We start from the raw sequence: 24,373 nt of genomic DNA, 5'->3' as shown, positions 1-24,373 counted from the left end.
TCGACGCGGGTAGTGCCGCGATCCAGGTCGGCTACGAAAGCGCCTCGCAGTTCAGCCGCGAGTACAGCCGTCTGTTCGGCGCGCCTCCCCAGCAGGACGTGAGGCGGCTGCGGCTGTCGTGATGCGCACGTAACGGCGACAGCTTTAATACGGTCTACGGAGTCGCGATATTGCCGCTTTCAGGCACGTGATCCCATGCCTGCTCGATTGCCTGGAGCGCGCTCAACACGATCGACCGGTTCAGCGCTGCTGCAAGCACCCCATCGCGCTCCGAATACGCCTCGCAAAGTCGCTGATGATCGGCGCATGAGCGCTGCAAACGTCCCGGCAACGACGTACTCAAACGACGCAACCGGTTGGTGCGCATGCGCATCGAGTCCAGCACTTCCTTGAAAATGCCGTTACCGCACACCCGGAGTTCCTCGTCGCGAAACGCGACGTTCGCCCAGAAATAGCCGTCTACATCGCCTCGCGCGGCAACTTCGGCGAGACGGCGATGAGCGTCCCAGAGCGATTGGATGTCGGCGTCGGTCGCGTGTTCGACAATCGCGGCCGACACCTGTGCGTAAAGAATCGCGCGCAATTGATAGATCTCGCGCACGTCCTTCAGCTTGACTGCCGACACGCGCGGGCGGTGGCGCGGCGACCAGTCGACCAGTCCTTCGCGGCTCAACACGAACAGCGCCTCGCGCACCGGTGTGCGACTGACGTTGAACCGTTTCGCGAGATCGACAGAGTTCAGATCGTCGCCGGGCAACAGTCGCCCCTCGATGATTCCGCGCGCCACCCAGTCGACGATCTCCGTGACCGGCGGCGATTCGGTGCCCTCTTCTATCCTGCTTCTGTCGACATTCTGGCTCATCACAACTCCTCATTCGATCGGGATGGCTGCCGCGCCACCAAACCAACTCTACCAAACGGTGCCGACTCGCCCCCTGCCTCAAGGACGGCAGGTCTTTCTCATCTCCATCAAAGTGAGCACAGTTGGCGTACGTTTTGCCAAAATCCAGCGTAATATTTGACTAGACCGCCAAAAGTGTCGACACTAAGGTCCCGACACAATGCCATAAAAAGCCACGGAGACGCCATGTTCATGGACGGAGACTTCATATCGGCACGTCGCCGGCTGCTGCGATCGGCGGGCGCGCTGGCGGCGCTATCGATCATGCCGCTGCGCGTCGCCAGCGCGGCAAACGAGGACGGCAATGAGGCCGCGAAAGGCGCCGATATCACCGGCCAGCTCGCGCGTTACATGGTGTCGACGCGCGATACGCCGCTGCCCGAGGCGGCGATGGTCGCCTGCAAGCAGCGCATCCTCGATACGTTCGGCGCAATGGTTTCTGGCGCGCGGATGCGGCCCGGCATGATGGCCTCGAACTACGTGCGCGAATTGGGTGGCGAACCGCAGGCATCGGTGATCGGCTCGTCGTTTCGCACGACGACCGTCAACGCAGCGCTGGCCAACGCCATGTGCGCACACTCCGACGAAACCGATGACTTCGAGCCGGTGACAAAGGCGCATCCCGGCAGTTCGGTGGTGCCGGCGGCCCTCGCGGTCGGCGAACATCAGGCACAAAGCGGCGAGGCAATGATCCGTGCTGTCGCACTCGGATACGATCTCGCCTGTCGGCTGTTGATGGCACTCGGGCCCGATCTCGTGAGAGGCTCGCATCGGAGTGCCGAGGGCACCGCTTCGACGTTCGGCTCGCTCGGTGCAGCGGCATCGATGGCGAGGCTCGACGAAACCCAGATGCGCTATGCACTTTCCTACTCGGCGCAACAGGTGTCGGGACTATGGAGCTGGGTCAAGGACAAGGACCACATCGAAAAGGCCTTCGATTTTGCCGGCATGGGTGCGCGCAACGGCGTGACGGCAGTCGGCATGGTTCGGTCGGGTATGACCGGCGTCTACGATGTGCTTGATGGCACGCACAACCTGTTCATCGCGCTATCGACGAAGCCGAACCCGCAAGCCATGCTCGACGGACTCGGCACCCGCTTCTACGTGACCGAAACGGCCATCAAGACTTACTCGGTCGGTTATCCGATCCAGTCGCCCCTCGACGCGTTGCTGAGCCTGCGCAAGCAGTACGGCCTGACGCCGGATAACGTGCGCAGCATCGTCGTCCGGATTCCGTCGGACGCGGAAGGCATCGTCGGCGACAGTGCGATGCCCGACGTCAACTGTCAGCACCTGGTGGCGCTCGCACTGGTCAAAGGCGCGGTGTCGTTTCGCGACAGTCACGATGTCGCGTTGATGCACGATCCAGTGATCGTCGCGCAGCGCGCGAAAGTCACCGTGCAACCTGACCAGTCGTTGATGGACCCCGCCGCGCCGCGCGGCGCCAAAGTAGAAGTCACGCTGACGGATGGCCGCACCGTAGACCACTTCACGCGCTTTCCGCCCGGCACGAAGGAGAACCCGCTGTCCACCGAGGCCGTCAACGCGAAAGCGCGCGATCTGATGGCGCCCGTACTCGGCGCGGCGAAAACCGCCAGGCTGATCGAGAGAATTAACCACCTGGAGACGCTTAAGGACATTCGCGAACTCAGGCCGTTGATCACGACATGACGTGTCCTTGCGCGAGCTCATCCAACATCCAACAAGCCTTGAAGGTGAAAACTGCCGTCCAGGCTATCGAATATCGAACCTGAAGGAGACAATTTTCATGTCTACGATCGACCGGCGTCATTTTCTGAAAACAGGTGCTGTGGGCGCCTTGGCATCGGCGGCCGCCAGCAAGGTGGTATTCGCTCAAGCGCCAGACGCAGCCAGTGCGCCCCCCGTGCCTGCGCCCACCAACGGCGACGCCGCACACCCGCCGAAAGTCACGCGCATCCTCGCGGAGTTTATTGTCAAGACTGGTTATCAGGACTTGCCCGCTCAGGTCCGTAAGGAGGGCGTGCGGACATTGATGAACTGGGTCGGAGTCGCTGTCGGTGGTTCGCATGACGAAACCGTGGATCGCGCAGTGGCGGCGCTCACACCGTTTTCCGGGGCGCCGCAGGCAAACCTGCTTGGCCGTACCGAGCGCTTCGACATCATGAACGCGGCGTTTATCAACGGCGTCAGCAGTCACATTTTCGATTACGACGATACCCATCTGAAGACGATTATTCATCCGGCTGGTCCAGTCGTATCCGCCATTCTGGCGTACTCACAGTATCGTCCAGTGTCGGGCAAAGACTTTCTGAATGCGCTCGTGCTCGGCGTGGAAACGGAATTGCGCATCGGCAATGCCGTATATCCGAACCACTACGATGTCGGCTGGCATATCACGGGCACGTGCGGTGTATTCGGTGCGGCGGCGGCGACCGGCAAACTCATGGGCTTGAGCGTTCAGCAAATGATCTGGGCACTGGGCCTCGCCGCGTCGCAGCCGGTCGGGCTGCGGGAATCTTTCGGCTCGATGAACAAGAGCTTCAACCCAGGACGCGCGGCCACCGATGGTATTTTCGCCGCGCTGCTGGCAGGCAAGGATTACACCAGTTCGGACGGCATGATCGAAGCGAAACGGGGATGGGCGAACACCATCAGCACCAAACAGGACTACCGCGAAATCACCGAGGGCTTAGGCTCCCATTACGAGTCGACGTTAAACACTTACAAGCCTTTTGCGTGCGGCATCGTGATCCACCCGGCGATCGACGCAGCAATCCAGCTTCGCAATCAATACCATCTGAAAGCTGAGCAGATCGACCGTATCGATTTGCGCGTGAATCCTCTCGTCATCGAACTAACCGGCAAGAAGACCCCGCAGATCGGCCTCGAGGGCAAGTTCAGCATCTATCACGCAGTGGCGATTGCCGTGATCGACGGAGCAGCGGGTGAAAAGCAGTTCAGCGACGCGAAAGTACGTGACCCGATGACGGTGGCACTGCGAGAGAAGGTAAATACCATCATCGACCCGGCGGTCAAACCGGAGCAGGTTGACATGACCATCACGCTAAAGGATGGGCGCAAGCTGCATAAATTCATCCAGCACGCGATCGGCAGCACCGAAGTGCCGATGACCGATCAGCAACTCGAGAAGAAATTCTCGGATCTGACCGAAGGCATTCTCTCGCCGGATCGAACACGCAAGCTGATCGACACGTGCTGGCAAGTCGAGCAGCTGAACAGCGCCGGCGAAATCGCCCTGTCCGCGCTACCGCAGTAACTGAAAAGGCAGCCAAAAGCGCTCAGCGACGCCAAATCCTTGGCACTCGTCGGGCGCCCGTTTCACCGCTCATCAAACCGCCGCACGATATCGCCCATCAGATTGCGCAACCAAACGTTGCCCTCGTCCTGATCGAAATGCTCGTGCCAATGCATCGTGACGGCCGCCATCGGCAACGTAACCGGCAACTCGTAGAGCTGAAACCCGCCATCACGATTGAAAATCTGCGCAAGACGCCGCGGCAGCGTCGCGAACAGATCGGTCACGGCCAGCACGCTCGGCAAGGCCACGAAATGCGGTAGCTCCAACGCAATATGCCGGCCCACACCTTGCGCACGAAACGCATCGTCGAGTGCATAGTGGCTGTGCTCGACCGACGTGATCTGCACGTGCGACGCGTCCAGAAACGTCTTCATGGCCAGTTCTTTCGTGCGTGGCAGGCCGCGCCGTTTGCGTGTCATGCAAACGTAAGTCTCTTCGAACAGGGCCTGATGACGCGTGCGCGCGGTCAAGGTCGGCAGATTGCCGATTGCAAAATCGAGCCGGCTGGCGCGCAACGCATCTTCGATTTCTTCCACCGGCAGCGGCTCGATGCGCAACTTCACGCGCGGCGCCTGCCGGTGCAACGCCTCGCAAATCGGCGGCAAGTACGCCAACTCGCCCGCATCGGACAGCGATAAGCGAAACGTGCGCGTACTCGCCGCAGGATCGAAATGCTCCGCGTAACGCAGCGCCTCACGCACCGTATCCAGCGCCCGCGCGACGATGCCCGACAGTTCGAGCGCGATCGGCGTGGGCTGCATACCGGCGCGCGTGCGAATAAACAGCGGATCGTCGAACAGGGTTCGCAAACGCCCCAGCGAGTAACTGATTGCCGGCTGCGACAGCGCAAGCCGCTGACCGGCCCGCGTGAGGCTGCGCTCCTCGACGATCGCCTGGAAAACGCGTAGCAGATTGAGGTCGACGTGGTCTAGCGAATTCATCTAGATATCCATGAGATTGATTTTATATTTTATTTTAGATCAATTTGACGCATATCAGTCGCTCAGCGAGACTTTGCTCCATCGACCACCCCACCTACACCACGATGAGCGATTCCTCATATCAGACCGTCGACGCGAGCGCCTTGTATCAGCGCGCGCAGTCCGACCGCGTCGCCCCCTCGCTGTACTACGACCCGGCGGTCTTCGAAACCGAACTCGAGCGCATTTTCTACAAGACGTGGATCTGGGTAGCGCACGAAAGCGAACTGCCGAATCCGGGCGACTTCCGCACCACCACGATCGGCCGTCAGCCGGTGATCGTGGTGCGCGACAAGAGCGGCGCCGTCAACGTGCTGCAGAACCGCTGCCGCCATCGCGGCGCGACGGTCTGCGAACAGCACAAGGGCAATGCGAAAGGCTTCACGTGCCCGTATCACAGCTGGACGTATGGCCTCGACGGCGCATTGCGCGCACTGCCCTATGGCGACGGCTATGAAGGCGTGATCGACAAGACCGAGTTGCCGCTCGCCAGCTTGCGCGTGGGGATCTATCAAGGTCTGATTTTCGCGAGCTTTAATCAGGAGATCGAGCCGCTCGAAGATTTCCTCGGCGGCGCCAAGCCGTGGATCGACCTCTTCATGAAGCAAGGCGCGGGCTATCCTATCAAAGCCAACGGCGAACATCGCTTCCGCTTTAACGGTAACTGGAAGATCCAGCTCGAAAACACCACCGACCTGTATCACTTCCCGGTCGTCCACAAGTCGTGGATGAAATCGATCGACGACGAAACCGCCGCGGCGATCACGAGCTTCATGACAAGCGACGAAGCCTTCTGCCGCTCACTCGGCAACGGCCATAGCCTCGCCGTGCTGGTGCCGGAACTCGTCGATCTCGACAAGGATGACGGCGCGCCCATTCCCGAACGCTTCCAGGAACTCGCCGCCACGCTTGGCGAAAAGCATACGCCCGACGAGGTGCGCCGCATCGTGCGCTCGCTGATGGGCGTCGGGTTCAACCTGAATCTGTTTCCGAACCTTGCACTCTCGATGGCGTTTTTCCGCGTGCTGCGGCCCATCTCCGCAAACGAGACGGAAATCCGTCACGTCGCCCTTGCCATGGACGGCGGCCCCGACGAAGCGAACCGCGTGCGTCTGCGTATTCACGAGCACTTCCAGGGCCCATTCGGTTTCGGCAGCCCGGACGACGCCGAAGCATGGGAACGCGTGCAGCGCGGCTCGCATGCCGGCCCCGATCTGCCGATCCTCGTGAACCGCGGCCTGAATCGCGAGAGCACCGCGCCGAACGGCGAAAAGACCGCCCACGCTACCGACGAAACCGGGATGCGGGAAGCGTACGCGCAATGGCGCACGATGATGGAGCAAGCATGATGGATGACAGGAACACGCTGTTCTCGCAGAAGACCTTTGCCGGCGCGATCGAACTGATCTGGCGGGAAGCCGAACTGCTGGACCGCAAGGACTATCACGCGTGGCTTTCGCTGTGGGACCCGGCAGGCTTCTACGTGGTGCCGATCGATCACGACACCACCGATTTCGCCGCCACGCTGAACTACGCATACGACGATCAGGACATGCGCGAAAAGCGCGTGCAACGCATGACGTCCGGCTATTCGGCCTCGGCGAGCGACGCCGCCCGCACCGTGCGCACGGTCTCGCGTTTCACGCTGTCGAGCGATACGAGCGACGAGGTCGAGGTGAGCTCGGCGCAGGTCATCGTCGCGTACAAACGCGGCAAGTCGACCCTGTTCGCGGCGGATCTCACGCATCGCATCAGTTTCGCGAGCGGCGAGCCACGCATCGTGCAGAAGGTGATCCGCCTGATCGATTCGACCGAGGCGCTCAGCGCGATCGGGTTCCTGCTGTGAACTCTCGAAACGCAAGCGAAGCAAAACAATGCCCACACTAGAGGTTTATCTACCGGCCGGCCACGCAGAAGCGCGTAAAGCGCAACTGATTGCCGGTCTCACTCAGGCCACTGTCGACGCGATCAGCGCACCCGCCGAATCGGTGCGAGTTCTGCTGAGTGAATTGCCGCCGCACGATTTCGGCATCGGCGGCTCGAGCGCAGCGGATCGTGCAGGCAGCCGCGCATCGCTGCTCGTGATCGTCGCGATCCTGATTGCGGGCCGCACGCCCGCGCAAAAGACCGCGCTGATCGCCATGCTCAGTGAAACGAGTGCTGCTGTGCTCGACTCGCCGCTCGACGCCACCCGCGTGATGATCAAAGACATTCCGAATACCGACTTCGGTATCGGCGGCCAGACCGCGAAGTCACTCGGGCGCTAGCGTCCCTTCCCCCCACAAGCGAACCAGCGAGCACGACGATGCCAAACGACACGCTTTCTCCCTCGGCCGTATCAGCCGCCACGCCAGCGGCGCCTGCGACCTCGCGGACACTGCGGCGGATCATCGTCGCCTCCGTGATCGGCAACGCGCTCGAGTGGTATGACTTTTTTCTGTACGGCACGGCCGCGGCCCTGATCTTCGGGCCGTTGTTCTTCCCGCTGCACGGCGACCCGCTGATGGGCACCCTCGCCGCGTTTGCGGGCTTCGCGATCGGCTTCCTGGCGCGGCCGCTAGGCGGCATCGTGTTCGGGCACATCGGCGACCGGCATGGCCGCAAACGCGCGCTCGTCGTGACGCTGATGATGATGGGCGTCGCGACCTTCGGCATTGGCCTGTTGCCGACGTTCTCGCAGATCGGTTTCCTCGCGCCTATCGCGCTCATCTGTTTGCGGGTCGTGCAAGGCATCGCATCCGGCGGCGAATGGGGCGGTGGCGTGCTGCTCATCAGCGAGAGCGCACCGGCGAATCGCCGTGGCTACTACGCATCGTTCAGTCAGTTGGGCGTGGCGGGAGGCTTCGTGCTGTCGGCGGCCGCGTTCTATCTGGTGCAGCGGCTGCCAGTAGAGAGCTTCATGTCGTGGGGCTGGCGCCTGCCGTTTCTCGCTAGCGTGCTGATCTTCGGCGTAGGTGTCTATATTCGCCGAAGCCTGCCCGAGAGCCGCGACTTTACCGCGGCCAAACCGAAGCACATGCCGGTGCTGACCGTGCTGCGCAATCACCCGAAGCAGGTATTGCAGGCCATGGGGCTGCGTATCGCCGAAAACGGCGGCACGTATATCTTCCTTTCGTTCGTGCTGGTGTACGGCAAGACGATCGGTGTGCCGGTCTCGGTGATGCTCGGCGGCGTGATGCTCGCGATGTTGCTCGAACTCGCCACGATCGTGCTGTGGGGGCGGCTATCGGATGTGATCGGCCGGCGGCCGGTGTATATGATCGGCGCGCTCGGCCTCGTCGTGATCGCGTTTCCCGCGTTCTGGCTGATCGATACGCATGAACCGTTGCTGGTGTTCCTCTCGCTCGCATTAGGTTTGCCCTTCTGCCACGCCGCGATGATCGGTACACAGCCCGCGCTGATGGGTGAACTCTTTCCCACCGAGGTCCGCTATTCGGGCATGGCGCTAGGCCATGAAATTGCCTCGGTGTTTTCCGGCGGACTCGCACCTCTCGTCGCTATCGCGCTGTATTCGAAGTTCCATGCGCCCTGGCCAGTCGCGTTGATGCTGATCGGCTTCGGCCTCATCACCGCGATCACACTCGTGACCATTCCGAAGAACATCAACACGGCGCATGACTGAAATGCGATCAGCCGGCGGGAGCGGCCACAATCGGCAGCGTGAAGCTGCATTGAAGCCCGCCCTGCCGCGCCGGTTTGGCCCAGATTTCGCCGCCATGCCGCGTGACGATGTTTTTGCACAGCGACAAACCGATGCCGTTGCCGCCCGCCTTCGACGAAGAAAACCCGTCGAACAGGCGGCCGTGCGCTTCAGCAGGCACGCCCGGGCCGTTGTCGATGACCTGTACGAGCGCGTATTTTCCGCGCAGGCTGGTGACGAGGCGCAATTCACCGCGCCGCGCAGCGGCATTCAGGCATTCAGTCAGCGCCTCGATCGCGTTGAAGGCCAGATTCAGCACCACCTGGCCAATCAGCACGCGCTCGCAATACACCGGCAAGACTTCCGGTGCCTGCTCGATCGTGACCGCAACGCCTGCGTCTCTCGCGCGCAATTCGATGAAGTATGCGACGTCCGCGACGACGTCTCGCAAGTCCGCCTGGGTCTCGCTCGGCTCCCGCTTGACAATGTAATCGCGCACGCTCTTGATGATCACCGCCGCGTGCTCGGCCTGGCGATCAGCGCTGCGCAGGCCCCACAATGCATCGTCGATGGGACCGGGTTGGCCGAGCCGCAGAATCGCGCCCTCGATGAAATTGCGCACCGCGGCGAGCGGCTGACTCAACTCGTGCGCGATGGCGGTCGCCATTTCGCCCATCGCGTTGTAGCGCCCCGCGTATTCCAGCAGCCGTGCCTCGTTACGGCGCGCCTCTTCGATAGCCACTTCGTCCGTGATGTCGCGAAAGTGCAGGAGGCGGCCGTTGAGGTCGTCTTCGATCTCGATTCGTCGGCAGGTGATGCGCAACCAGCCCGGCGTGCCGTCGCGGCGCGTGATGCGATAACGCTGCGGTGGCGAAGGCTGGATGCGCGGTGCGGTGGCGAGCTGTTCGAGCAGCCGGTCGCGATCCGGCTCGCTGCAATAGTCGAGCACGTCGCCCATCGGCGCGCCCTCTTCCAGACCCAGCACACGCCGTCCGGATTCGCTGACGAACTCCACTTCGCCCGCGGGCGTCAGTACGGCCACGCCCTCACCCAGATCCTGCATGAACTCGCGCAGCCGCGACTCATAGCGCCGCAGCGTTTGCTTGAGCGTGTCCTCGACGCTGATGTCGCGAAACTGCACCATCACCACCGCACGCTCCTGCAAAGGCACGTAGGTTGCAATGGCTTCGGACAGCATGTCGGCGCCCGTGCGCGAACGGTAACACCACTCGTAGACCTGCGGACCTTCCGTGATCGCACGGTCCATGGCCCCGACGCCGATCTCGCGCCGATACTTCGGTACCGGCCGGGTCATGTCTTTCGCCTTGAGCGGCAGCATTTCCTCAAGCGTGAAACCGAGCGCCTCGCAAGCTGCCCGATTGGCCCACACGATCGCCTTCGTTTCGGCGTCGTGCAGCAGCACGCACAGCGTCAGCGCGTCGAGCAGGCGGTGGAAATCTTCTTCGGCGGGGAAATTCATCGGGCGAGGCTGCACAAAAGTTCGATCGCGTACGTGGAGGAACATAACACCAGTCGGCATGATTCGCGTCTGAAGATTTCTTTAGATACCCCCGGCGCCGTACCTAAAAACACGTCTTGCGTCCCAATTGAAGCGTTCTTTTTGCATTTCTAGACTGGCTTCACCCTGCACGCGCCGTCGTCGGCGTCTTTGCCCGCGACCGAAACGTGCCTCGTGTTCCAGCCGATAACGAATCAAGGAGATGCCCCCGCCATGTCAGACACCGCCATCGACACTGTTGCCGCCGTCGCAGAAGCCAGCCGCGATGCAGCGCGCTTGCCGCTCGCCGACGTCATCGTCGAAATCGCCGCACGGCGCGAAGAGTTCGATCGCCTCTCGCATGTGCCGCGCGATGTCATCGCCAAACTCAAACGCGCGGGTGTGTATCGCGCGGCAACGCCTAAGCGTTTTGGCGGCGATGCGCTCGCGCCTACCGCGTTTCTTGACATGATCGAACGTATCGCGGTAGCGGACGGCTCAGCCGCCTGGGTCGCGAGCTTCGGCTCGGCGAACGTGTATCTCGCGGCCTTGCCGCTGGCCACTCAGGCGCAGATCTACGCCGACGGTCCCGATCAGGTGTTCGCAGGCGGTCTCTTCCCGGTACAAGCCGCTCAGCCTGCCGACGGCGGCTGGCGCGTGAACGGTACGTGGAAATTCGCGAGCGGCTGCAAGGGCGCGGATTGGCTTGGCGTGGGGATTGGCGCGGCCGGCCCAAGCGCTGGCGCGCCCGGCAAACCGCGCACCGCCGTGTTCCGCCCGCATCAGGTCGAGATCGTCGAGAACTGGGACGTGGTCGGCATGCAAGGCACCGGCAGTCACGACCTGCGCGTTACCGATCAGTTCGTCACCGACGACTGGACCTTCGTGCGGGGCGGCGAACCGTGCGTGGACGAACCGCTGTATCGCTATCCGACCATCGCCTACGCGGCGCAAGTGCTGGCCGTCGTCAACCTCGGCCTCGCACGCGCGGCGCTCAATGTCGCCAACCAGATGGCCGGCGGCCGCAAGACGACAACCGGCGCGCCACAACTCGCCGACCGCGCGTACTACCGGATCGAACTCGCGAAAGCCGAAGCCCAATTGCGTTCGGCCCGCGCATTCTTCTACGACACCACTGACGACGTCTGGCAATCGATCCTCGCCGGCAACCCCGTTACACCCGAGCAGACCAGCCTGCTGCGGCTCGCCGCGACGCAGATCGCTCGCGAAGGCGCCGACGTCGTGCAGCGCGCCTACCGGCTCGGTGGCACGATGGCGATCTATCGCTCGCATCCGCTGCAACGCCTGGTGCGCGACGCGATGGTGGTCACCCAGCACGCGTTCCTCGGCGAAGGTAACTTCGACGGCGCCGGTGCGGTGTTCGTCGGCGTGCCGCCGATTCCGGGCTACCTGTAAGCTATTTTCTGATTTTGTTGATTTTGCCGTTCAAACGATTTCATGGAGAACCACACAATGTCCGATAACCCGAACCTGCCCTTGCGCGTTCTGTTCTGCTGCGGCGTGACGCAGAATTTCTTCGACTTGCCGCGCGAGAAAATCGGCGAAGTCTGGCAGGCTTACGGCAAGATGCTGGCTGCCGTCGAATCGATGGACGGCGTCAACGTGCTCGGCATCATGGACGACGATCGCCTGACCGTCGGCAATGCCGACAACTCGCCGTGGACCTTCTACATCATGGCCGACGTGCGCGACTTCGATACCGCCGTGGCGGTGTGCAATCTGTATCGCACCACGCCGGTCGGCGAATACAACCTGTGGCGGTACGGCAAGATCGAAGCGCGCGTTGGCCGCGCGCTGCAAGTGCCGCCGCAACACGCCAACGCGGCTTGAACGCGCCGGAGCACGATGCGATGAACGAGAACCCGGATACGCTTGCCAAGTTGACCGAACGGCTTGCCGCGCTCGAAGCCGAATCCGCCGTGCGCCGCACGATGGCGCGCTATATGGCGCTCTGCGACGTGCCCTCGGGGGCGCTCGAGGGCGAGACGCTTGCGGCCCTCTTCGCTGCCGACGCGATCTGGGAAGGCATCGGCCCGCAGTACGCGAGCAAGTTCGGCCACCTCACAGGTCACGCGGAAATTCTCGCGATGCTCACGCGCTACTTGCCGCCATCGCCGCATTTCTCGGTCAACGTGCATTTCCTCACGTCGGAAACCATCGAGGTGCGGGGCGCAAGCGCGAAAGGCCGTTGGATCATGCTGCAAGCGTCCGGCTATGTCGACGCGCAAGCTGAGTTGATCTCGGCGCGCCTCGACGTGGATTTCGCACCCGCCGACAATGGCCACGATTGGCTCATCACGCACTTTCGCACCGAACGCCTTTTCGATGCGCCCTGGCAAGTCAACGCAAGGAAACCGAACCCATGAACGAGTTTATCCAGACTTTGTCGTTAGGCGGCACAGGCCCCAGCATCGCGATCAAGGACACGATCGATATCGACGGCTATGCGACCACGGCGGCGAGCCGTGCGTTGGCCGACGCACCACCCGCGCAGCAGCACGCGGAAGTCGTGGAGCGCTTGCTCGATGCCGGCTGGCACATCGTCGGCAAGGCGAATATGCACGAGCTCGCGTTCGGCATGACGGGTATCAACGATTACACCGGCACACCGCAAAATCCCCAGGACGCCTCGCGCATTCCTGGCGGCTCGTCGAGTGGATCGGCGGCGGCCGTTGGTTTGAAGCTTGCGGATGCCGCGCTTGGCACGGACACCGGTGGTTCGATTCGCGGCCCCGCCGCGTGTTGCGGCGTAATCGGTTTGAAGCCGACTTTTGGACGCGTCTCGCGGCGCGGCGTCGCACCGCGTGAATCGACGCTCGATTGCGTCGGGCCGTTCGCGCGCGAGATGCAAATGATCGTCGCCGCGATGCAGGCGATCACCGCCGACTTCGACACGCAGGCGGCCCAAGTTTCAGGAAGCGGCGCGTGGAACGTCGGTATCGTGCAGGTCGACGCAGCGCCGGAAATCCTTAAAGCCGTCACGCGCGCCGCGGACCAAGCCGATTGCACCGCTCGCACGCTGGAACTCGCAGGGCTTGCCGCAGCCTTCGAAGCAGGCCTCGCGATCATCAACGTAGAAACTTTTCATGCGTTCGGCCATCTCGTGGCAAGCGGCAAGCTCGGCGCCGATCTCGACGCACGGCTGCGCGCCGCTGCGAATACAACCGCGGCGCAATGCGAGGCGGCAGAGTCGGTGCGTCGGCAATTCACAGCCGCTGTCGATCACGCGCTTGAAAGCGTGGACGTATTGATTCTGCCCACACTTTCCGCGCTGCCGATCACGCTCGACGAGGCACGCGGCGGCACCTCCGTCATCGCCATGTCGTCGTTGATCCGGCCGTTCAATCTGAGTGGCCATCCGGCACTGAGCTTGCCCTTGCCTATCGATGGCTCGCCGCTCAAGGCCGGCTTGCAGATCGTCGGACGCAAAGGGGCGGATGAGCAGGTGTGCGCGATTGCGGCGCGATTTGAAGCCGCTCTTATCTCGGAGTAAAAAGCAATGCAGAAAAGAGTCGTACTCGTCACCGGCGCCGCGCGTGGTCTTGGCGCCGCGATTGCCACACGCTTTCATGCAGCGGGTTATGCGGTCGCCATCGGCGACATTGCGTTCGATGCCGCACAGGCCCTCGCCCGCGATCTGAGCGCGGACGGCTCGAGCGCCTTCGCACTGAATCTCGACGTCACCTCGAAGAGCGCATTCGAATCCGCACGCGATGCGATCCTGCAACGCTGGGGCCGCATCGACGCGTTGATCAACAACGCGGGCGCATCCAAAGTCGTATCCGTGATGGAGATCACCGCCGAGCAATTCGATCAGGTGATCAACGTGAACCTGCGTAGCGTGCTGTTCGGCTGCCAGGTGTTCGGCCAGTATTTCGCCGACGCCGGCGCGGGCCGCATCGTCAATATCGCCTCGCTGGCGGGACAGAACGGCGGATCGGCCACCGGCGCGCACTATGCCGCAGCAAAAGGCGGTGTCATTACATTGACCAAGGTGTTCGCACGTGACCTCGGCGCAGCGGGCGTGACCGTCAATGCAATTTCGCCTGGGCCGATGGATCTGCCGATCGTGCACGAGAGCGTCGCGGCCGACAAACTGAAGGCGGTGATCGCCAACATTCCGGCGGGACGTCTGGGCTCAGCGGACTATGTCGCCGATGTCGCGGTCATGCTGGCTGCTGAGAACGCTTACTTTGCAAACGGCGCATGCTGGGATGTGAACGGCGGCCTGTTCATGCGTTAGTGCTCGACGCGGCCGCCTCCTGATCCCACACCGCCATTACGTCGCGCACCAGCATCGCGATAGACGCCGCGCCAAGTTTGTCTTTGATGCTTGCGCGATGCACGTCGACGGTCTTCACACTGATGGACAGATCGGAGGCGATACGCTTGCTGCCCTTACCGTCGATCACGCCGCGCAGCACTTCTTTCTCGCGTGCCGTGAGCGACGCCAGGCGCTTGCGTAACTCGCGCTGCTTCTGATCGGCAGCATGACGTTGCGACGCGAGTTTCAACGCACGCTGCACGCGATCGAGCATCTGCTGCGAGTTATACGGCTTCTCGACGAAGTCAATTGCGCCATTCTGCAAAGCCCGCACCGACATCGGAATGTCGCCATGACCGCTGACGAAAATGATCGGCAGCGTCGCACCTCGACGGTTCAACTCCGCTTGCACGTCGAAGCCGCTTTGCTCCGGCATGCGCACATCGAGCACGAGGCACGCGGGCACGTTCGGATCAAACGCGCTCAGAAATTCACTAGCGTTAGCAAAGCCCGCCGACTTCACGCCGACCGACTCGAGCAGCCAGGCGAGCGAGGTACGCATGCCGTTATCGTCGTCGACGATATAGACGATCGGTGCGAGGGACGGAGCGGACTGAGGCTGCTGGGACATGGCGTCTGTGGAACGGTTCGGGATGGGTGCAATTCGAAGCGTCTTGCGGGTTCATGATAACCAGTGGAAAAAGCGCTGCAAAGCGATAATTACCCTGTGGCGGCGATAAAAATCGCTCATACGCTGCACCATGCAGACAGGCATTGGGGAAACCTTTAGACGGACTGGGAAAGAGGCCTCTACGCGCACCGCTCGCGCTGATTTTTTTCCGCGCGTGGATTGATTACGCTTGAATCCAGATCCCTACCGCGCCCCAGGAACCCAGAACATGACACCGACCTCGCAAGTAACGCAAACGACTCCCGCCGCCGATCCTGACCTGGCAGCCAGGCAGCAATTCCGTCAGGCCATGGCGCATCTGTCCGCGGCCGTGAACGTCATCACGACTGCTGGTCCGCATGGACGCTGCGGCGTCACCGCGAGCGCCGTGTGCTCGGTGACCGATACGCCGCCCACGCTGCTCGTTTGCCTGAACCGCTCGAGCGCGATGCACGCCACCTTCGAACGCAACCGGCATGTTTGCATCAACGTACTGCCCGGTGAGCATGAACTGCTCGCGCGTCACTTCGCCGGCATGACGCAGGTGCCGATGGAGGAACGCTTTGGCTGGCCGATCTGGGACGACGGCACGCACGGCGTGCCGGTTTTGCGCGACGCACTCGCGAGTCTGCAGGGCGAGATCGTCGATCTGAAGGAAGTGGGTTCGCACTCGGTCATGTTCGTCAAAACCACCTGCATCAGCGTGCGCACGGATGGCGATGGCTTGATCTATTTCGATCGCAATTTCCACCGCATCAAGCGCTCGGCGTCGCATTGAGGTGCGACGGGAACGATTGAAACCAGCCGCGGCGCGTGGCCTGCTTAAATTACGCCCGCGCTATCGGTATCGAACTGAAACTGCGGCGCCGCCGCGACGGCTTCAACGAAACAGTCGATCAGATTAAGGGAATGGGCCGTTGGCGCTGGGTGTGGGTTGTCTCGATGTCGCCAATCCGAATACTTTGTTCTTTGGCAGCACGGGTGGTCCTGCGGCACAAGTTCTGAATTCCTCTTTTGCCTGCGTGGCGCTCATTGTCAGTGTTCTTAGGGCTTTGGCCTTTCCTTGCATTGTTAGTGGTCTATTAGTGTTGCCCCTGTGCGGGGCGGCACCTACTTCTCTTTGCCGGCTGCAAAGAGAAGTAGGCAAGAGAAAGCAGCTTAAACCGCTAATTCTAAGTGGGGCCCGTGGTCTGCCATGGGTAGTGGTGCATCTGGAATCCGTGTTCTCGCACATTCCGCGTTAGTGACAAGGGGCTCATCAGCTCCCACTCCGCACTGCGTGCGTCGCGGACGGGTCTGCATGGGAAACCACAGGCTTCGGTTCAAGTCTGCAGGGGGCCGTCGGCTTCGCCTCGGCGACGCGCTCCTGCATTCGCCCGAGAACCCCCGACGTCGGTGCCCCTCAATCACGGTCACAGCTGCGGCGGTGCAAGGGCGAGCCACGGCCCGGTGGCGAGGCGTAGACGTTAAAACGTAGCGGGTGGTTTTATGAACTGCTCTTCGGCGCGCGCAGCGCCGCCGGAAGTATGACGCCCTTGTCACTGGCGTATGCAGGGGCACGAACCCAGATTCCAGATGCACCACTACCCGCAGCAGACCACGGTGCCCACTTAGCATTAGCGGTTTGAGCTGCTTTCTCTTGCCTACTTCTCTTTGCAGCCGGCAAAGAGAAGTAGGTGCCGCCCCGCACAGGGGCAACGCTAATAGACCACTAACAAAACAAGGAAAGGCCAAAGCCCCAAGAACACTGACAAAAGCGCCGAGCAGGCACAAAAACCCCTACCGCATCGCCCGAAGCCACGCATACCAAGTCTCCATCCCTTCGCCGCTCTGCGCCGACACCTGCAGAATCTCAATCCCAGGATTGACCTTCCGGGCATAGCCAATACACTTCTCGACATCAAACCGCAAATACGGCAACAGATCGATCTTGTTCAACAACAACAACGAACAAGCCCGAAACATATGCGGATACTTGATCGGCTTATCCTCACCCTCCGTGACGGAAAGAATCAACACCTTGGCCCCTTCGCCAAGATCGAACAACGCGGGACACACCAGGTTGCCGACATTCTCGATCACCACAACCGAATGCATCGGCGGATCGAGTTGCGTCAGCGCCCGCGACGCCATCTCCGCATCCAGATGACACCCCGTGCCGGTATTGATCTGAACCACACGTGCCCCCGTGGCGCGAATGCGCTCGGCGTCGTTAAGCGTCGCCTGGTCGCCTTCAATCACCGTGAGCGGCAACGTCTCGCCAAGATCGCGGATCGTGCGCTCGAGCAAAGTAGTCTTGCCCGCGCCCGGTGAACTCATCAGATTCAGCGCGAGAATCGATCGCCCCGCCAGCCAGCCGCGATTGCGTTCGGCCAGCAACTGGTTCTTCGCCAGAATGTCCTGCTCCAAGGTGATTGACGTGACGTGCTCGCTCCCGTGGTTATGCGGGTGATCATGTGCATGGCTATGATCGTGCGAGTGGTCGCCGTCATGTGAATGCTCATGGGGATGGGAATGCGCGTGGACACCGTCGTGCGAATGCTCATGCTCGTGATGGTGCGGATACTGCGAGTCGTGTGAATGTGGCTGGCCGCGCACGTGCGAATGGCTCTGCGGATGCAGGTGCGCATGCCCCTGCTCATTGTCAGTCACTCGTCGATACGACGGTTCACGCGCGCCGGCTGCGGCGCCTTCTCGCTTAGCTTGCGATTGCGATTGCGCGTCCACCTGCGTCTGCGCCGCCTCCTCCGCATCCAGATCGGTCACCGCCGCGCCCTGCGTATTCGAGCATCCGCATGTCGTACACATCACACCACCTCCATCTGCCGGATCTTCAACTGCTGCCCCGAAATCAGTTCGAGATTGTCGCTCCCGCATTCGCACTGCCCAAACGGCACATCGACGTCGAGCGTCTCGCCGCACGCGAGGCAACGTGCCTGCCCAGGCATCTCGATGATTTCCAGAGTCGCGCCCTCCACGGCTGTATCTTTCGCGCAGACGTCGAAGCAAAACCGGATCGCGTCCGGCATCACCGCCGACAATCGCCCGATCTCCAGCGTCACCCTTCGCACGCGCGCGCCGTTGGCCTGTTCCGCACAAATCTCGACGACGCTGTTGGCAATGCTCAACTCATGCATGGCGCGCTCCTCCAGCGGTCAGCAGATGCGCGGCAGTTGCTCGCCCACCAGCATGTCGACGATGCGTTGTCCACCGAACGCGGTCTGCATGACGACAAGACCACCCGCGCCCGCCTCGCTCATCTCCACCGTACCGATTGCCGCCGCCTCGCGCCCCGCCGGATGCGCGCGCATGGCCGCGAGCACCCGCCCGGCTGCATCGGCGGGCACGACGGCCACCAGCTTGCCTTCGTTAGCCAGATACAGCGGATCGAGGCCGAGAATCTCGCACGCGCCTTTGACCTCCTCCCGCAACGGCAGGTCCGCTTCGCGCAGCCGTATCGTCACGTTCGAACTCTGTGCGAACTCGTTCAACACCGTCGCGACGCCGCCGCGGGTCGCATCGCGCAAACAATGAATCTGCGGACACGCATCGAGCATTGCCGCAATCAGGCCGTTGAGGGGGCAACAATCGCTTTCCACATCGGCTTCCAGGGCAAGCTGCTGACGTGCGACCAGAATCGCCGCGCCATGATCGCCGAGATAACCGTTGACGATCACGACGTCGCCGGGGCGTGCGTTGCGGGCTGAAATCGACACGTCGTGGCGCACCACGCCGATGCCGGCGGTGTTGATAAAGAGCTTGTCCGCGCAACCACGTTCGACCACCTTCGTATCACCCGTCACGATCGCGACGCCCGCTTCGAGCGCGACTCGCTGCATGCTCGCGGCAACACGCCGCAAGATATCGACGGCAAGACCTTCTTCGATCACCACCGCGCACGAGAGATATAACGGTGTCGCTCCGCACACGGCAAGATCGTTGACCGTTCCCGATACAGCCAGCGTACCGATGTCGCCACCTGGAAAGAACAGCGGATCGACTACGTAGCTATCGGTCGTAAACGCGAGACGGTCTCCATGCGTAGCAAGATCGGCGAGTGCGAAGACGGCCTGATCTTCCAGCGCCGCGAGCGTGGGATTGTCGAAGGTCGAGACGAATACGTCTTCGATCAGATCCCGCATCGCGCGGCCACCGCCGCCATGTGCGAGATTGACGGAAGCGTCGTGTATGCGGGCGACGCGGCGAGGCGCCGTGGGCTGTAGAGGGTCGGGCACGCGGTCGTTCATGAATGGCCTCGCGTGGCCGCCGTAGTGATCGTATCGTCAATCAGCGCAGGCGCATCAGGCACAACGGCCAAGCCGCTTGCGCCAAGGCACGCCTGGGCTGTCGCATCGGTTGATTTCGCGCTTTGCCGAGCAACGCGCCGCTCATCGATCCGCGATGTATCGATACGTCCATAGTTGTAGTAAGCTGCGCAGGCACCTTCGCTCGACACCATCAACGAGCCGAGCGGCGACTCCGGTGTGCAGGCGGTGCCGAACACCTTGCATTGATGCGGTTTGATGACACCCTTCAACACCTCGCCGCATTGACATGCTTTCGGATCGGCGATCTTCAGGTTCGGCACGTCGAACTTGCGCTCCGCGTCGAAACGGGCAAACGTCTCACGAACCCTGACGCCCGAGTGATCGATCGAACCCAGTCCACGCCATTCGAAGAACTCGCGCGTCTCGAACACGCGCATCACCGCCGACAAAGCCTGCGCATTGCCGCCCTCGGTCACGATCCGGCCATACTGGTTCTCCACCTCGCAGCGCCCTGCTTCGATCTGCCGCAACACCATCCACATCGATTGCAATATATCGAGCGGTTCGAATCCCGCCACCGTGATCGGCTTGCGATAGTGCCGCGCGATGAAATCATAGGGCCGTGTGCCGATCACCATGCTGACGTGCCCCGGGCCAAGAAAGCCATCGAGATGCAAGTCGGGCGAATCGAGAATCGCCTTGATGGTCGGAATGATCGTGATGTGATTGCAGAACAGCGAGAAATTGTGGACCTTTTGCGCGTGAGCCTGCAGGACCGTCATCGCGGTGCTGGGCATGGTCGTCTCGAAGCCCAGGCCGAAGAAAATCACCTCCCGGTCCGGGTTTTGTTGCGCGATCTTCAAAGCGTCGAGCGGCGAATAGACCATCCGCACGTCCGCGCCGTCGGCTTTCGCTTTCAGCAGGCTCTTCTTCGAACCCGGCACACGCATCGCATCGCCGAAGGTCGTAAAGATCACTTCCGGGCGCTCGGCCAACGCAACGCAATCGTCGACGCGGCCCATCGGCAGCACACACACCGGGCAACCGGGACCATGCACGAACTCCACCGCATCGGGCAGCATTTGCTGAATACCGTAGCGGAAAATCGTATGGGTATGGCCGCCACACACTTCCATGATCTGCAGCGGCCGTTGTTTGGCGCGCTCAATGCGGGACACCAGCGCGCGGATCTCCTTCTCCAGCGTTTTCGCCTTGTGTGGGTCGCGAAACTCATCGACATATTTCATGGCGCACCTCCCTCCGCCGAGCTGGCCAGTCCAGCCGAACCGGCGAGGCCGCCGCGGTCGTCGGCGAGCAGCGTATGCACGAGGTCCCACAGAATGTGATAAATCGCGACGTGAGTCTCCTGCACGCGATGAATACTGTCGCTTTTCACCACGAGACAGTGATCGACCGCCGCACTGGCAGCCATGCGTCCGCCGTCGTGGCCTGACAGACCGATGGTCAGCAGGCCCATCTCCTTCGCTTTCGCAAAGGCAGTCAGCAGGTTTTCGGAATTTCCGCTGGTCGACACGCCGATCAGCGCGTCGCCACGCCGGCCTTGCGCCACCAGTTGCCGCACGAAAATATGGCTGAAACCGACATCGTTGCCGACAGCGGTCATCATGGCCGTGTCAGCTACGAGGTTGATGGCGGTGAGTGCCGGGCGACCCGTGGTCACCGGATGCAGAAATTCGACGGCAATATGCGAGGCGTCGCAGCTCGAACCGCCGTTGCCCATGGTGAAGAGCCTGCCGTCGCGGCGGTACATCTCCGCAATCGCGCGAGCGATCCGCACTACTGCCGGGCCGTTTTCGTCGAAGAAGCGTTGTTTGGTGTCGACGCTGTCCTGCGCCTTCAGACGCACTGACTCGAGCAACGCCGCGTCGAGCTTGTCCGCGTCCTGGCGTGCGCCGTGCAGGAACGGATACAACGCCTGCAGGGATTCATGTTCGGGCATGGCGGTCTCCGTTGGCTTCCGATCGGACGCTTAAGGCGCGCTGCGCAATTCTTCGCGCAGTTCGTCCTGCAGTTCGCCCACCTTGGCCATGTCGTCCATCTCGCCCTGCGCGACGCCCAGTTCGTGCAATAACGCGAGCGTGCGCGCCGCTTCCTGCTCGTCGAGCCGGCTCATCGCGAAGCCCACGTGCACCAGCACCCATTCGCCGACGCACGAGTTCGCCGTCCGTCCCTCACCGATCACGAAGGCAATGTTGATCACGCGCCGCACACCGCCGACATTGACGAGCGCGAGATCGCTCGCCGCGTCGGTCACTTCGACGATCTGTCCCGGGATGCCCAAACACATGGTGTTCTCCCTTTAACCCGCTTGTGCGCCGCTACTTCCGCACTGCTACTTCCGCGCCACTACCGCTACACCGCAGCCTCAGCACCGAGCTCAAAACCCGTCGCGCCCCTTGGCCGCCGCCACGACCGCCTGCCCCAGCGACAATCCGCCGTCGTTGGCCGGCACCTGCCGATGGGTCAACACTCGGAAACCGGCTGCGCCGAGCCGCCCGGCTACCTGTTCGAACAGGATGCGATTCTGGAAAACACCGCCGGACAGCGCCACACTGCGTGCATCGACGGGTCCTGTCAGCAGGTCGGCCAGGCATTCGACCATTCGGACGATCGCAATGGCCAACCCCTTGTGAAACCGCGCTGCGACCACCGGCACGGATGTGCCGCGCAACAGGTCGTCCAGCAAGGTCTCCCACATCGGCTGCGGCTCGATGCACCGCAGACCGTCCGGCATGGTGCTGATGATTTCAAATGGGTAAGCGTGGGCGTCGCTGTCGTTTCGCAGCGCGTGCAGATCGACCAGCGCCTCGAGCTCGATAGCCGCCTGCCCTTCATAAAGCACGCGCTCCCGGCACACGCCGAGTGTCGCCGCCACGGCGTCGAACAGACGCCCCACAGAGCTTGCCAGCGGACTATTGACGCGTTTCGCGATCATCGTATCGAGCGCGTCGCGCGGACGGCTGCTGAGGAACTGCTGTATGTCGAGTCCCGCGTATTGCCGCGTGAAGCCGCGCCAATCGAAAGCCGCCAGCAGATGCGCGTAAGCGTTGCGCCACGGTTCGTCTACGGCACGTGTGCCGCCGGGCATCGCAACCGGTTTGAATCTGCCGAGACGCGTGAAGCCGCGATAATCCGCCAGCATGAACTCTCCGCCCCACAGCGTGCCGTCGTCGCCATAACCGAGACCGTCGAGTGCGACGCCGAGCATCGGCAGCGCATCGAGCGCCACGCCGTTTTCCGCCATGCACGCGGCGAGATGCGCGTGATGGTGCTGCACTTCGACCGCCGGGACCTGCCATGTTTGTGCGAGGTCATAGCCGATCTTGCGCGATAGGTACTCGGGATGAAAGTCAAGCGCCACTGCCTGCGGTTCATGTTCGAACAGGCGCAGATACTGCGCCACCGAGCGACGATAGTCCGCATAGGTCAGCGCGTCTTCCAGATCGCCGAGATGGTGCGAGACGATTGCCTGCGCATTGCCCGCAAGGCAGAAGGTGTTCTTGAGTTCGCCGCCCATTGCCAGCACCGCCGGCGTTTCGGCGAAGCCCGCCGGCAACCGCAACGGAGCGGGCGCATAGCCACGCGCGCGACGCAGCACACGCGGTTCGCCCTGCACCACGCGGGCCACCGAATCGTCGACCCGGCGTGCGATATCGCGATCGTGCATCAGGAAAACATCGGCAATGCGACCGAGGCGCGCTCGGGCATCCGCGTTGTCGATGCACGGCGGCTCGTCGCTCGTGTTGCCGCTTGTCACCACGAGTGCCGTGTCGATCGACTCCATCAGCAACCGATGCAACGGCGTGGACGGCAGCATGAAACCGAGCGTGCCCACACCCGGCGCGACGCCAGATGCGACGCACTCCGCGCCGTCGGCGCGCAGGATGACGATGGGTCCTGCCGCGCTCTGCAGCAGGGCGAGCTCTGTCTCGTCGGGTTTGCAATAGCGGCGTACGGCCTGCAGGTCGCGCGCCATCAGTGCAAACGGTTTGCGCTCGCGCCGTTTCAATTGACGCAAACGGGCGACCGCGGCTTCATCGCACGCGTCGCAGGCAAGCTGAAAGCCGCCTAGGCCTTTAATCGCGACAATCGAACCATGCCGCAACAGCAGGCTTGCCGCACGACAGGGATCGTCGCCATCAGCCCGTGCGCCGTGCCGGGTTTCCAGCCAGACACGCGGGCCGCACACAGGACACGCAACCGGTTGCGCGTGAAAGCGCCGGTCGGCGGGATTCTCATACTCGGCGCGGCACGCATCGCACAGGCAGAAGTCGGCCATGGTTGTGTTGGCGCGATCGTAGGGAATGGCCTGAACGATCGAAAGACGTGGTCCGCAATGCGTGCAGTTCGTAAACGGATAACGGTAACGGCGATTCGCCGGGTCGGCGATCTCCGCTGCACAGTCCGCACAGATCACTGCGTCAGGCGTGACGCCGGTCTGCACATGGCCGGCCTCGCTCGCCACGATACGGAAATCGCTGGCCTCGGCCGCTTCACTCAGTTGATGCCGCTCGATGGCGTCGATGCGTGCGAGCGGCGGACACTCCGCACTCAGGCTTTCGATGAAGCGCTGCAGTGTCCACGCATCGCCCCACGCATGAATCAGCACGCCGTCGCTATCGTTACGCACGTCGCCGACCACACCGCACGCATGCGCAAGCCGCCATACGGTCGGGCGAAAGCCGACGCCTTGCACCAGTCCGCGCACACGGATTTCCTCGCCGACCGGTCCGTGAACCATCGGGTGTGGAGGTGAAGACTGTCCTGCAGGCTGTGAATGCGTGCTCATGGCCACCTCCCCGACTGTTG

At 62.3% G+C, this 24,373-nt stretch carries 23 protein-coding genes and 1 pseudogene; 13 read left to right on the top strand and 11 right to left on the bottom strand.

Annotation, left to right across the window (positions count from 1 at the left end; genetic code table 11):
* Positions 1-122 (top strand): annotated as a pseudogene (locus tag M0D66_RS36315) (AraC family transcriptional regulator); the annotation flags it as partial.
* A 32-nt stretch (positions 123-154) separates the two neighbouring features.
* On the opposite strand, the gene M0D66_RS36310 reads toward M0D66_RS36315, so the two are convergent.
* On the bottom strand, positions 155-862 hold the full coding sequence (locus tag M0D66_RS36310) for a GntR family transcriptional regulator (protein WP_266212777.1): 708 nt from the start codon (positions 860-862) through the stop codon (positions 155-157).
* Between the two features lie 225 nt (positions 863-1,087).
* Here M0D66_RS36310 and M0D66_RS36305 point away from each other — a divergent pair, with 225 nt between their 5' ends.
* Positions 1,088-2,572, top strand: coding sequence for an MmgE/PrpD family protein (locus tag M0D66_RS36305; protein WP_266212776.1), 1,485 nt, complete (start codon positions 1,088-1,090; stop codon positions 2,570-2,572).
* 97 nt (positions 2,573-2,669) lie between these two features.
* A complete protein-coding gene (locus tag M0D66_RS36300; RefSeq protein WP_266212775.1) occupies positions 2,670-4,160 on the top strand; it encodes an MmgE/PrpD family protein in 1,491 nt (496 codons plus the stop codon).
* 62 nt (positions 4,161-4,222) lie between these two features.
* On the opposite strand, the gene M0D66_RS36295 is transcribed toward M0D66_RS36300, so the two are convergent.
* Positions 4,223-5,143 (bottom strand): LysR family transcriptional regulator, encoded by a 921-nt coding sequence (locus tag M0D66_RS36295; protein ID WP_211707208.1) that lies wholly within the window; start codon positions 5,141-5,143, stop codon positions 4,223-4,225.
* A 104-nt stretch (positions 5,144-5,247) separates the two neighbouring features.
* Between M0D66_RS36295 and M0D66_RS36290 the strand changes: the two genes are divergently transcribed.
* From M0D66_RS36290 to M0D66_RS36275, 4 genes are read left to right on the top strand one after another with little or no spacing between them, the layout of a single operon-like run.
* Entirely contained in the window at positions 5,248-6,531 is a 1,284-nt protein-coding gene (locus tag M0D66_RS36290) for a Rieske 2Fe-2S domain-containing protein (RefSeq protein ID WP_093642801.1), read from the top strand.
* Positions 6,528-7,028, top strand: a complete 501-nt coding sequence (locus tag M0D66_RS36285; protein WP_266212774.1) for an aromatic-ring-hydroxylating dioxygenase subunit beta — start codon at positions 6,528-6,530, stop codon at positions 7,026-7,028. The genes M0D66_RS36290 and M0D66_RS36285 overlap by 4 nt, the downstream gene beginning before the upstream one ends.
* A gap of 28 nt (positions 7,029-7,056) precedes the next feature.
* Positions 7,057-7,449: a tautomerase family protein gene (locus tag M0D66_RS36280; RefSeq protein WP_266212773.1), complete on the top strand. Its 393-nt coding sequence runs from the start codon at positions 7,057-7,059 to the stop codon at positions 7,447-7,449.
* Positions 7,450-7,487: 38 nt separating this feature from the next.
* The gene (locus M0D66_RS36275; protein WP_093642810.1) at positions 7,488-8,804 is read left to right on the top strand and encodes an MFS transporter; all 1,317 of its coding nucleotides are present in this window, start codon (positions 7,488-7,490) and stop codon (positions 8,802-8,804) included.
* A gap of 7 nt (positions 8,805-8,811) precedes the next feature.
* On the opposite strand, the gene M0D66_RS36270 is transcribed toward M0D66_RS36275, so the two are convergent.
* Positions 8,812-10,302 carry an ATP-binding protein gene (locus tag M0D66_RS36270; RefSeq protein WP_211707209.1) on the bottom strand — a complete coding sequence of 497 codons (1,491 nt, stop codon included), beginning with the start codon at positions 10,300-10,302 and terminating at the stop codon, positions 8,812-8,814.
* 252 nt (positions 10,303-10,554) lie between these two features.
* Between M0D66_RS36270 and M0D66_RS36265 the strand changes: the two genes are divergently transcribed.
* The 5 genes from M0D66_RS36265 to M0D66_RS36245 are packed head-to-tail and all read left to right on the top strand — an operon-like array spanning position 10,555 to position 14,584.
* Positions 10,555-11,736 (top strand): acyl-CoA dehydrogenase family protein, encoded by a 1,182-nt coding sequence (locus tag M0D66_RS36265; RefSeq protein ID WP_266212772.1) that lies wholly within the window; start codon positions 10,555-10,557, stop codon positions 11,734-11,736.
* Positions 11,737-11,793: 57 nt separating this feature from the next.
* Positions 11,794-12,171 carry a hypothetical protein gene (locus tag M0D66_RS36260; protein WP_200619362.1) on the top strand — a complete coding sequence of 126 codons (378 nt, stop codon included), beginning with the start codon at positions 11,794-11,796 and terminating at the stop codon, positions 12,169-12,171.
* Between the two features lie 20 nt (positions 12,172-12,191).
* Positions 12,192-12,707, top strand: a complete 516-nt coding sequence (locus M0D66_RS36255) for a nuclear transport factor 2 family protein (protein ID WP_266212771.1) — start codon at positions 12,192-12,194, stop codon at positions 12,705-12,707.
* Positions 12,704-13,834 carry an amidase gene (locus tag M0D66_RS36250; RefSeq protein ID WP_266212770.1) on the top strand — a complete coding sequence of 377 codons (1,131 nt, stop codon included), beginning with the start codon at positions 12,704-12,706 and terminating at the stop codon, positions 13,832-13,834. The genes M0D66_RS36255 and M0D66_RS36250 overlap by 4 nt, the downstream gene beginning before the upstream one ends.
* 6 nt (positions 13,835-13,840) lie before the next feature.
* Positions 13,841-14,584 carry an SDR family NAD(P)-dependent oxidoreductase gene (locus tag M0D66_RS36245; protein ID WP_266212769.1) on the top strand — a complete coding sequence of 248 codons (744 nt, stop codon included), beginning with the start codon at positions 13,841-13,843 and terminating at the stop codon, positions 14,582-14,584.
* Here M0D66_RS36245 and M0D66_RS36240 read toward each other — a convergent pair.
* Positions 14,574-15,236: a response regulator transcription factor gene (locus M0D66_RS36240; protein WP_256455024.1), complete on the bottom strand. Its 663-nt coding sequence runs from the start codon at positions 15,234-15,236 to the stop codon at positions 14,574-14,576. The two genes, M0D66_RS36245 and M0D66_RS36240, sit on opposite strands and share 11 nt — an antisense overlap.
* Before the next feature lie 268 nt (positions 15,237-15,504).
* Here M0D66_RS36240 and hpaC point away from each other — a divergent pair, with 268 nt between their 5' ends.
* Positions 15,505-16,053, top strand: coding sequence for a 4-hydroxyphenylacetate 3-monooxygenase, reductase component (hpaC, locus tag M0D66_RS36235; protein ID WP_093642831.1), 549 nt, complete (start codon positions 15,505-15,507; stop codon positions 16,051-16,053).
* Between the two features lie 1,001 nt (positions 16,054-17,054).
* Here hpaC and hypB read toward each other — a convergent pair.
* From hypB to hypF, 7 genes are all read right to left on the bottom strand, one after another.
* The gene (gene hypB / locus M0D66_RS36230; protein ID WP_308112733.1) at positions 17,055-18,083 is read right to left on the bottom strand and encodes a hydrogenase nickel incorporation protein HypB; all 1,029 of its coding nucleotides are present in this window, start codon (positions 18,081-18,083) and stop codon (positions 17,055-17,057) included.
* Positions 18,083-18,412 (bottom strand): hydrogenase maturation nickel metallochaperone HypA, encoded by a 330-nt coding sequence (gene hypA, locus M0D66_RS36225; protein ID WP_093642837.1) that lies wholly within the window; start codon positions 18,410-18,412, stop codon positions 18,083-18,085. The genes hypB and hypA overlap by 1 nt, the downstream gene beginning before the upstream one ends.
* 18 nt (positions 18,413-18,430) lie before the next feature.
* Entirely contained in the window at positions 18,431-19,522 is a 1,092-nt protein-coding gene (gene hypE / locus M0D66_RS36220) for a hydrogenase expression/formation protein HypE (protein WP_266212768.1), read from the bottom strand.
* A complete protein-coding gene (gene hypD / locus M0D66_RS36215) occupies positions 19,519-20,790 on the bottom strand; it encodes a hydrogenase formation protein HypD (protein ID WP_266212767.1) in 1,272 nt (423 codons plus the stop codon). Before hypD ends, hypE begins: the two co-directional genes overlap by 4 nt.
* Entirely contained in the window at positions 20,787-21,503 is a 717-nt protein-coding gene (locus tag M0D66_RS36210; RefSeq protein WP_093642847.1) for an SIS domain-containing protein, read from the bottom strand. The genes hypD and M0D66_RS36210 overlap by 4 nt, the downstream gene beginning before the upstream one ends.
* A gap of 30 nt (positions 21,504-21,533) precedes the next feature.
* On the bottom strand, positions 21,534-21,851 hold the full coding sequence (locus M0D66_RS36205) for a HypC/HybG/HupF family hydrogenase formation chaperone (protein WP_200655036.1): 318 nt from the start codon (positions 21,849-21,851) through the stop codon (positions 21,534-21,536).
* 90 nt (positions 21,852-21,941) lie between these two features.
* Positions 21,942-24,353, bottom strand: coding sequence for a carbamoyltransferase HypF (gene hypF / locus M0D66_RS36200; RefSeq protein WP_266212766.1), 2,412 nt, complete (start codon positions 24,351-24,353; stop codon positions 21,942-21,944).
* Between the last annotated feature and the right edge of the window lie 20 nt (positions 24,354-24,373).

It is taken from the genome of Paraburkholderia sp. SECH2 (assembly GCF_030464795.1).
Classification (GTDB): Bacteria; Pseudomonadota; Gammaproteobacteria; order Burkholderiales; family Burkholderiaceae; genus Paraburkholderia; species Paraburkholderia aspalathi.
Note: the sequence above shows the minus strand (reverse complement) of the source record. Positions and strands in the feature narration are given on the sequence as shown.

Excerpts from the sequence above, each read along its gene's own strand:
- M0D66_RS36310 (WP_266212777.1), bottom strand. The coding sequence starts at position 862 with ATGAGCCAGAATGTCGACAGAAGCAGGATAGAAGAGGGCACCGAATCG.
- M0D66_RS36305 (WP_266212776.1), top strand. The coding sequence starts at position 1,088 with ATGTTCATGGACGGAGACTTCATATCGGCACGTCGCCGGCTGCTGCGA.
- M0D66_RS36300 (WP_266212775.1), top strand. The coding sequence starts at position 2,670 with ATGTCTACGATCGACCGGCGTCATTTTCTGAAAACAGGTGCTGTGGGC.
- M0D66_RS36295 (WP_211707208.1), bottom strand. The coding sequence starts at position 5,143 with ATGAATTCGCTAGACCACGTCGACCTCAATCTGCTACGCGTTTTCCAG.
- M0D66_RS36290 (WP_093642801.1), top strand. The coding sequence starts at position 5,248 with ATGAGCGATTCCTCATATCAGACCGTCGACGCGAGCGCCTTGTATCAG.
- M0D66_RS36285 (WP_266212774.1), top strand. The coding sequence starts at position 6,528 with ATGATGGATGACAGGAACACGCTGTTCTCGCAGAAGACCTTTGCCGGC.
- M0D66_RS36280 (WP_266212773.1), top strand. The coding sequence starts at position 7,057 with ATGCCCACACTAGAGGTTTATCTACCGGCCGGCCACGCAGAAGCGCGT.
- M0D66_RS36275 (WP_093642810.1), top strand. The coding sequence starts at position 7,488 with ATGCCAAACGACACGCTTTCTCCCTCGGCCGTATCAGCCGCCACGCCA.
- M0D66_RS36270 (WP_211707209.1), bottom strand. The coding sequence starts at position 10,302 with ATGAATTTCCCCGCCGAAGAAGATTTCCACCGCCTGCTCGACGCGCTG.
- M0D66_RS36265 (WP_266212772.1), top strand. The coding sequence starts at position 10,555 with ATGTCAGACACCGCCATCGACACTGTTGCCGCCGTCGCAGAAGCCAGC.
- M0D66_RS36260 (WP_200619362.1), top strand. The coding sequence starts at position 11,794 with ATGTCCGATAACCCGAACCTGCCCTTGCGCGTTCTGTTCTGCTGCGGC.
- M0D66_RS36255 (WP_266212771.1), top strand. The coding sequence starts at position 12,192 with ATGAACGAGAACCCGGATACGCTTGCCAAGTTGACCGAACGGCTTGCC.
- M0D66_RS36250 (WP_266212770.1), top strand. The coding sequence starts at position 12,704 with ATGAACGAGTTTATCCAGACTTTGTCGTTAGGCGGCACAGGCCCCAGC.
- M0D66_RS36245 (WP_266212769.1), top strand. The coding sequence starts at position 13,841 with ATGCAGAAAAGAGTCGTACTCGTCACCGGCGCCGCGCGTGGTCTTGGC.
- M0D66_RS36240 (WP_256455024.1), bottom strand. The coding sequence starts at position 15,236 with ATGTCCCAGCAGCCTCAGTCCGCTCCGTCCCTCGCACCGATCGTCTAT.
- hpaC (WP_093642831.1), top strand. The coding sequence starts at position 15,505 with ATGACACCGACCTCGCAAGTAACGCAAACGACTCCCGCCGCCGATCCT.
- hypB (WP_308112733.1), bottom strand. The coding sequence starts at position 18,083 with ATGTGTACGACATGCGGATGCTCGAATACGCAGGGCGCGGCGGTGACC.
- hypA (WP_093642837.1), bottom strand. The coding sequence starts at position 18,412 with ATGCATGAGTTGAGCATTGCCAACAGCGTCGTCGAGATTTGTGCGGAA.
- hypE (WP_266212768.1), bottom strand. The coding sequence starts at position 19,522 with ATGAACGACCGCGTGCCCGACCCTCTACAGCCCACGGCGCCTCGCCGC.
- hypD (WP_266212767.1), bottom strand. The coding sequence starts at position 20,790 with ATGAAATATGTCGATGAGTTTCGCGACCCACACAAGGCGAAAACGCTG.
- M0D66_RS36210 (WP_093642847.1), bottom strand. The coding sequence starts at position 21,503 with ATGCCCGAACATGAATCCCTGCAGGCGTTGTATCCGTTCCTGCACGGC.
- M0D66_RS36205 (WP_200655036.1), bottom strand. The coding sequence starts at position 21,851 with ATGTGTTTGGGCATCCCGGGACAGATCGTCGAAGTGACCGACGCGGCG.
- hypF (WP_266212766.1), bottom strand. The coding sequence starts at position 24,353 with ATGAGCACGCATTCACAGCCTGCAGGACAGTCTTCACCTCCACACCCG.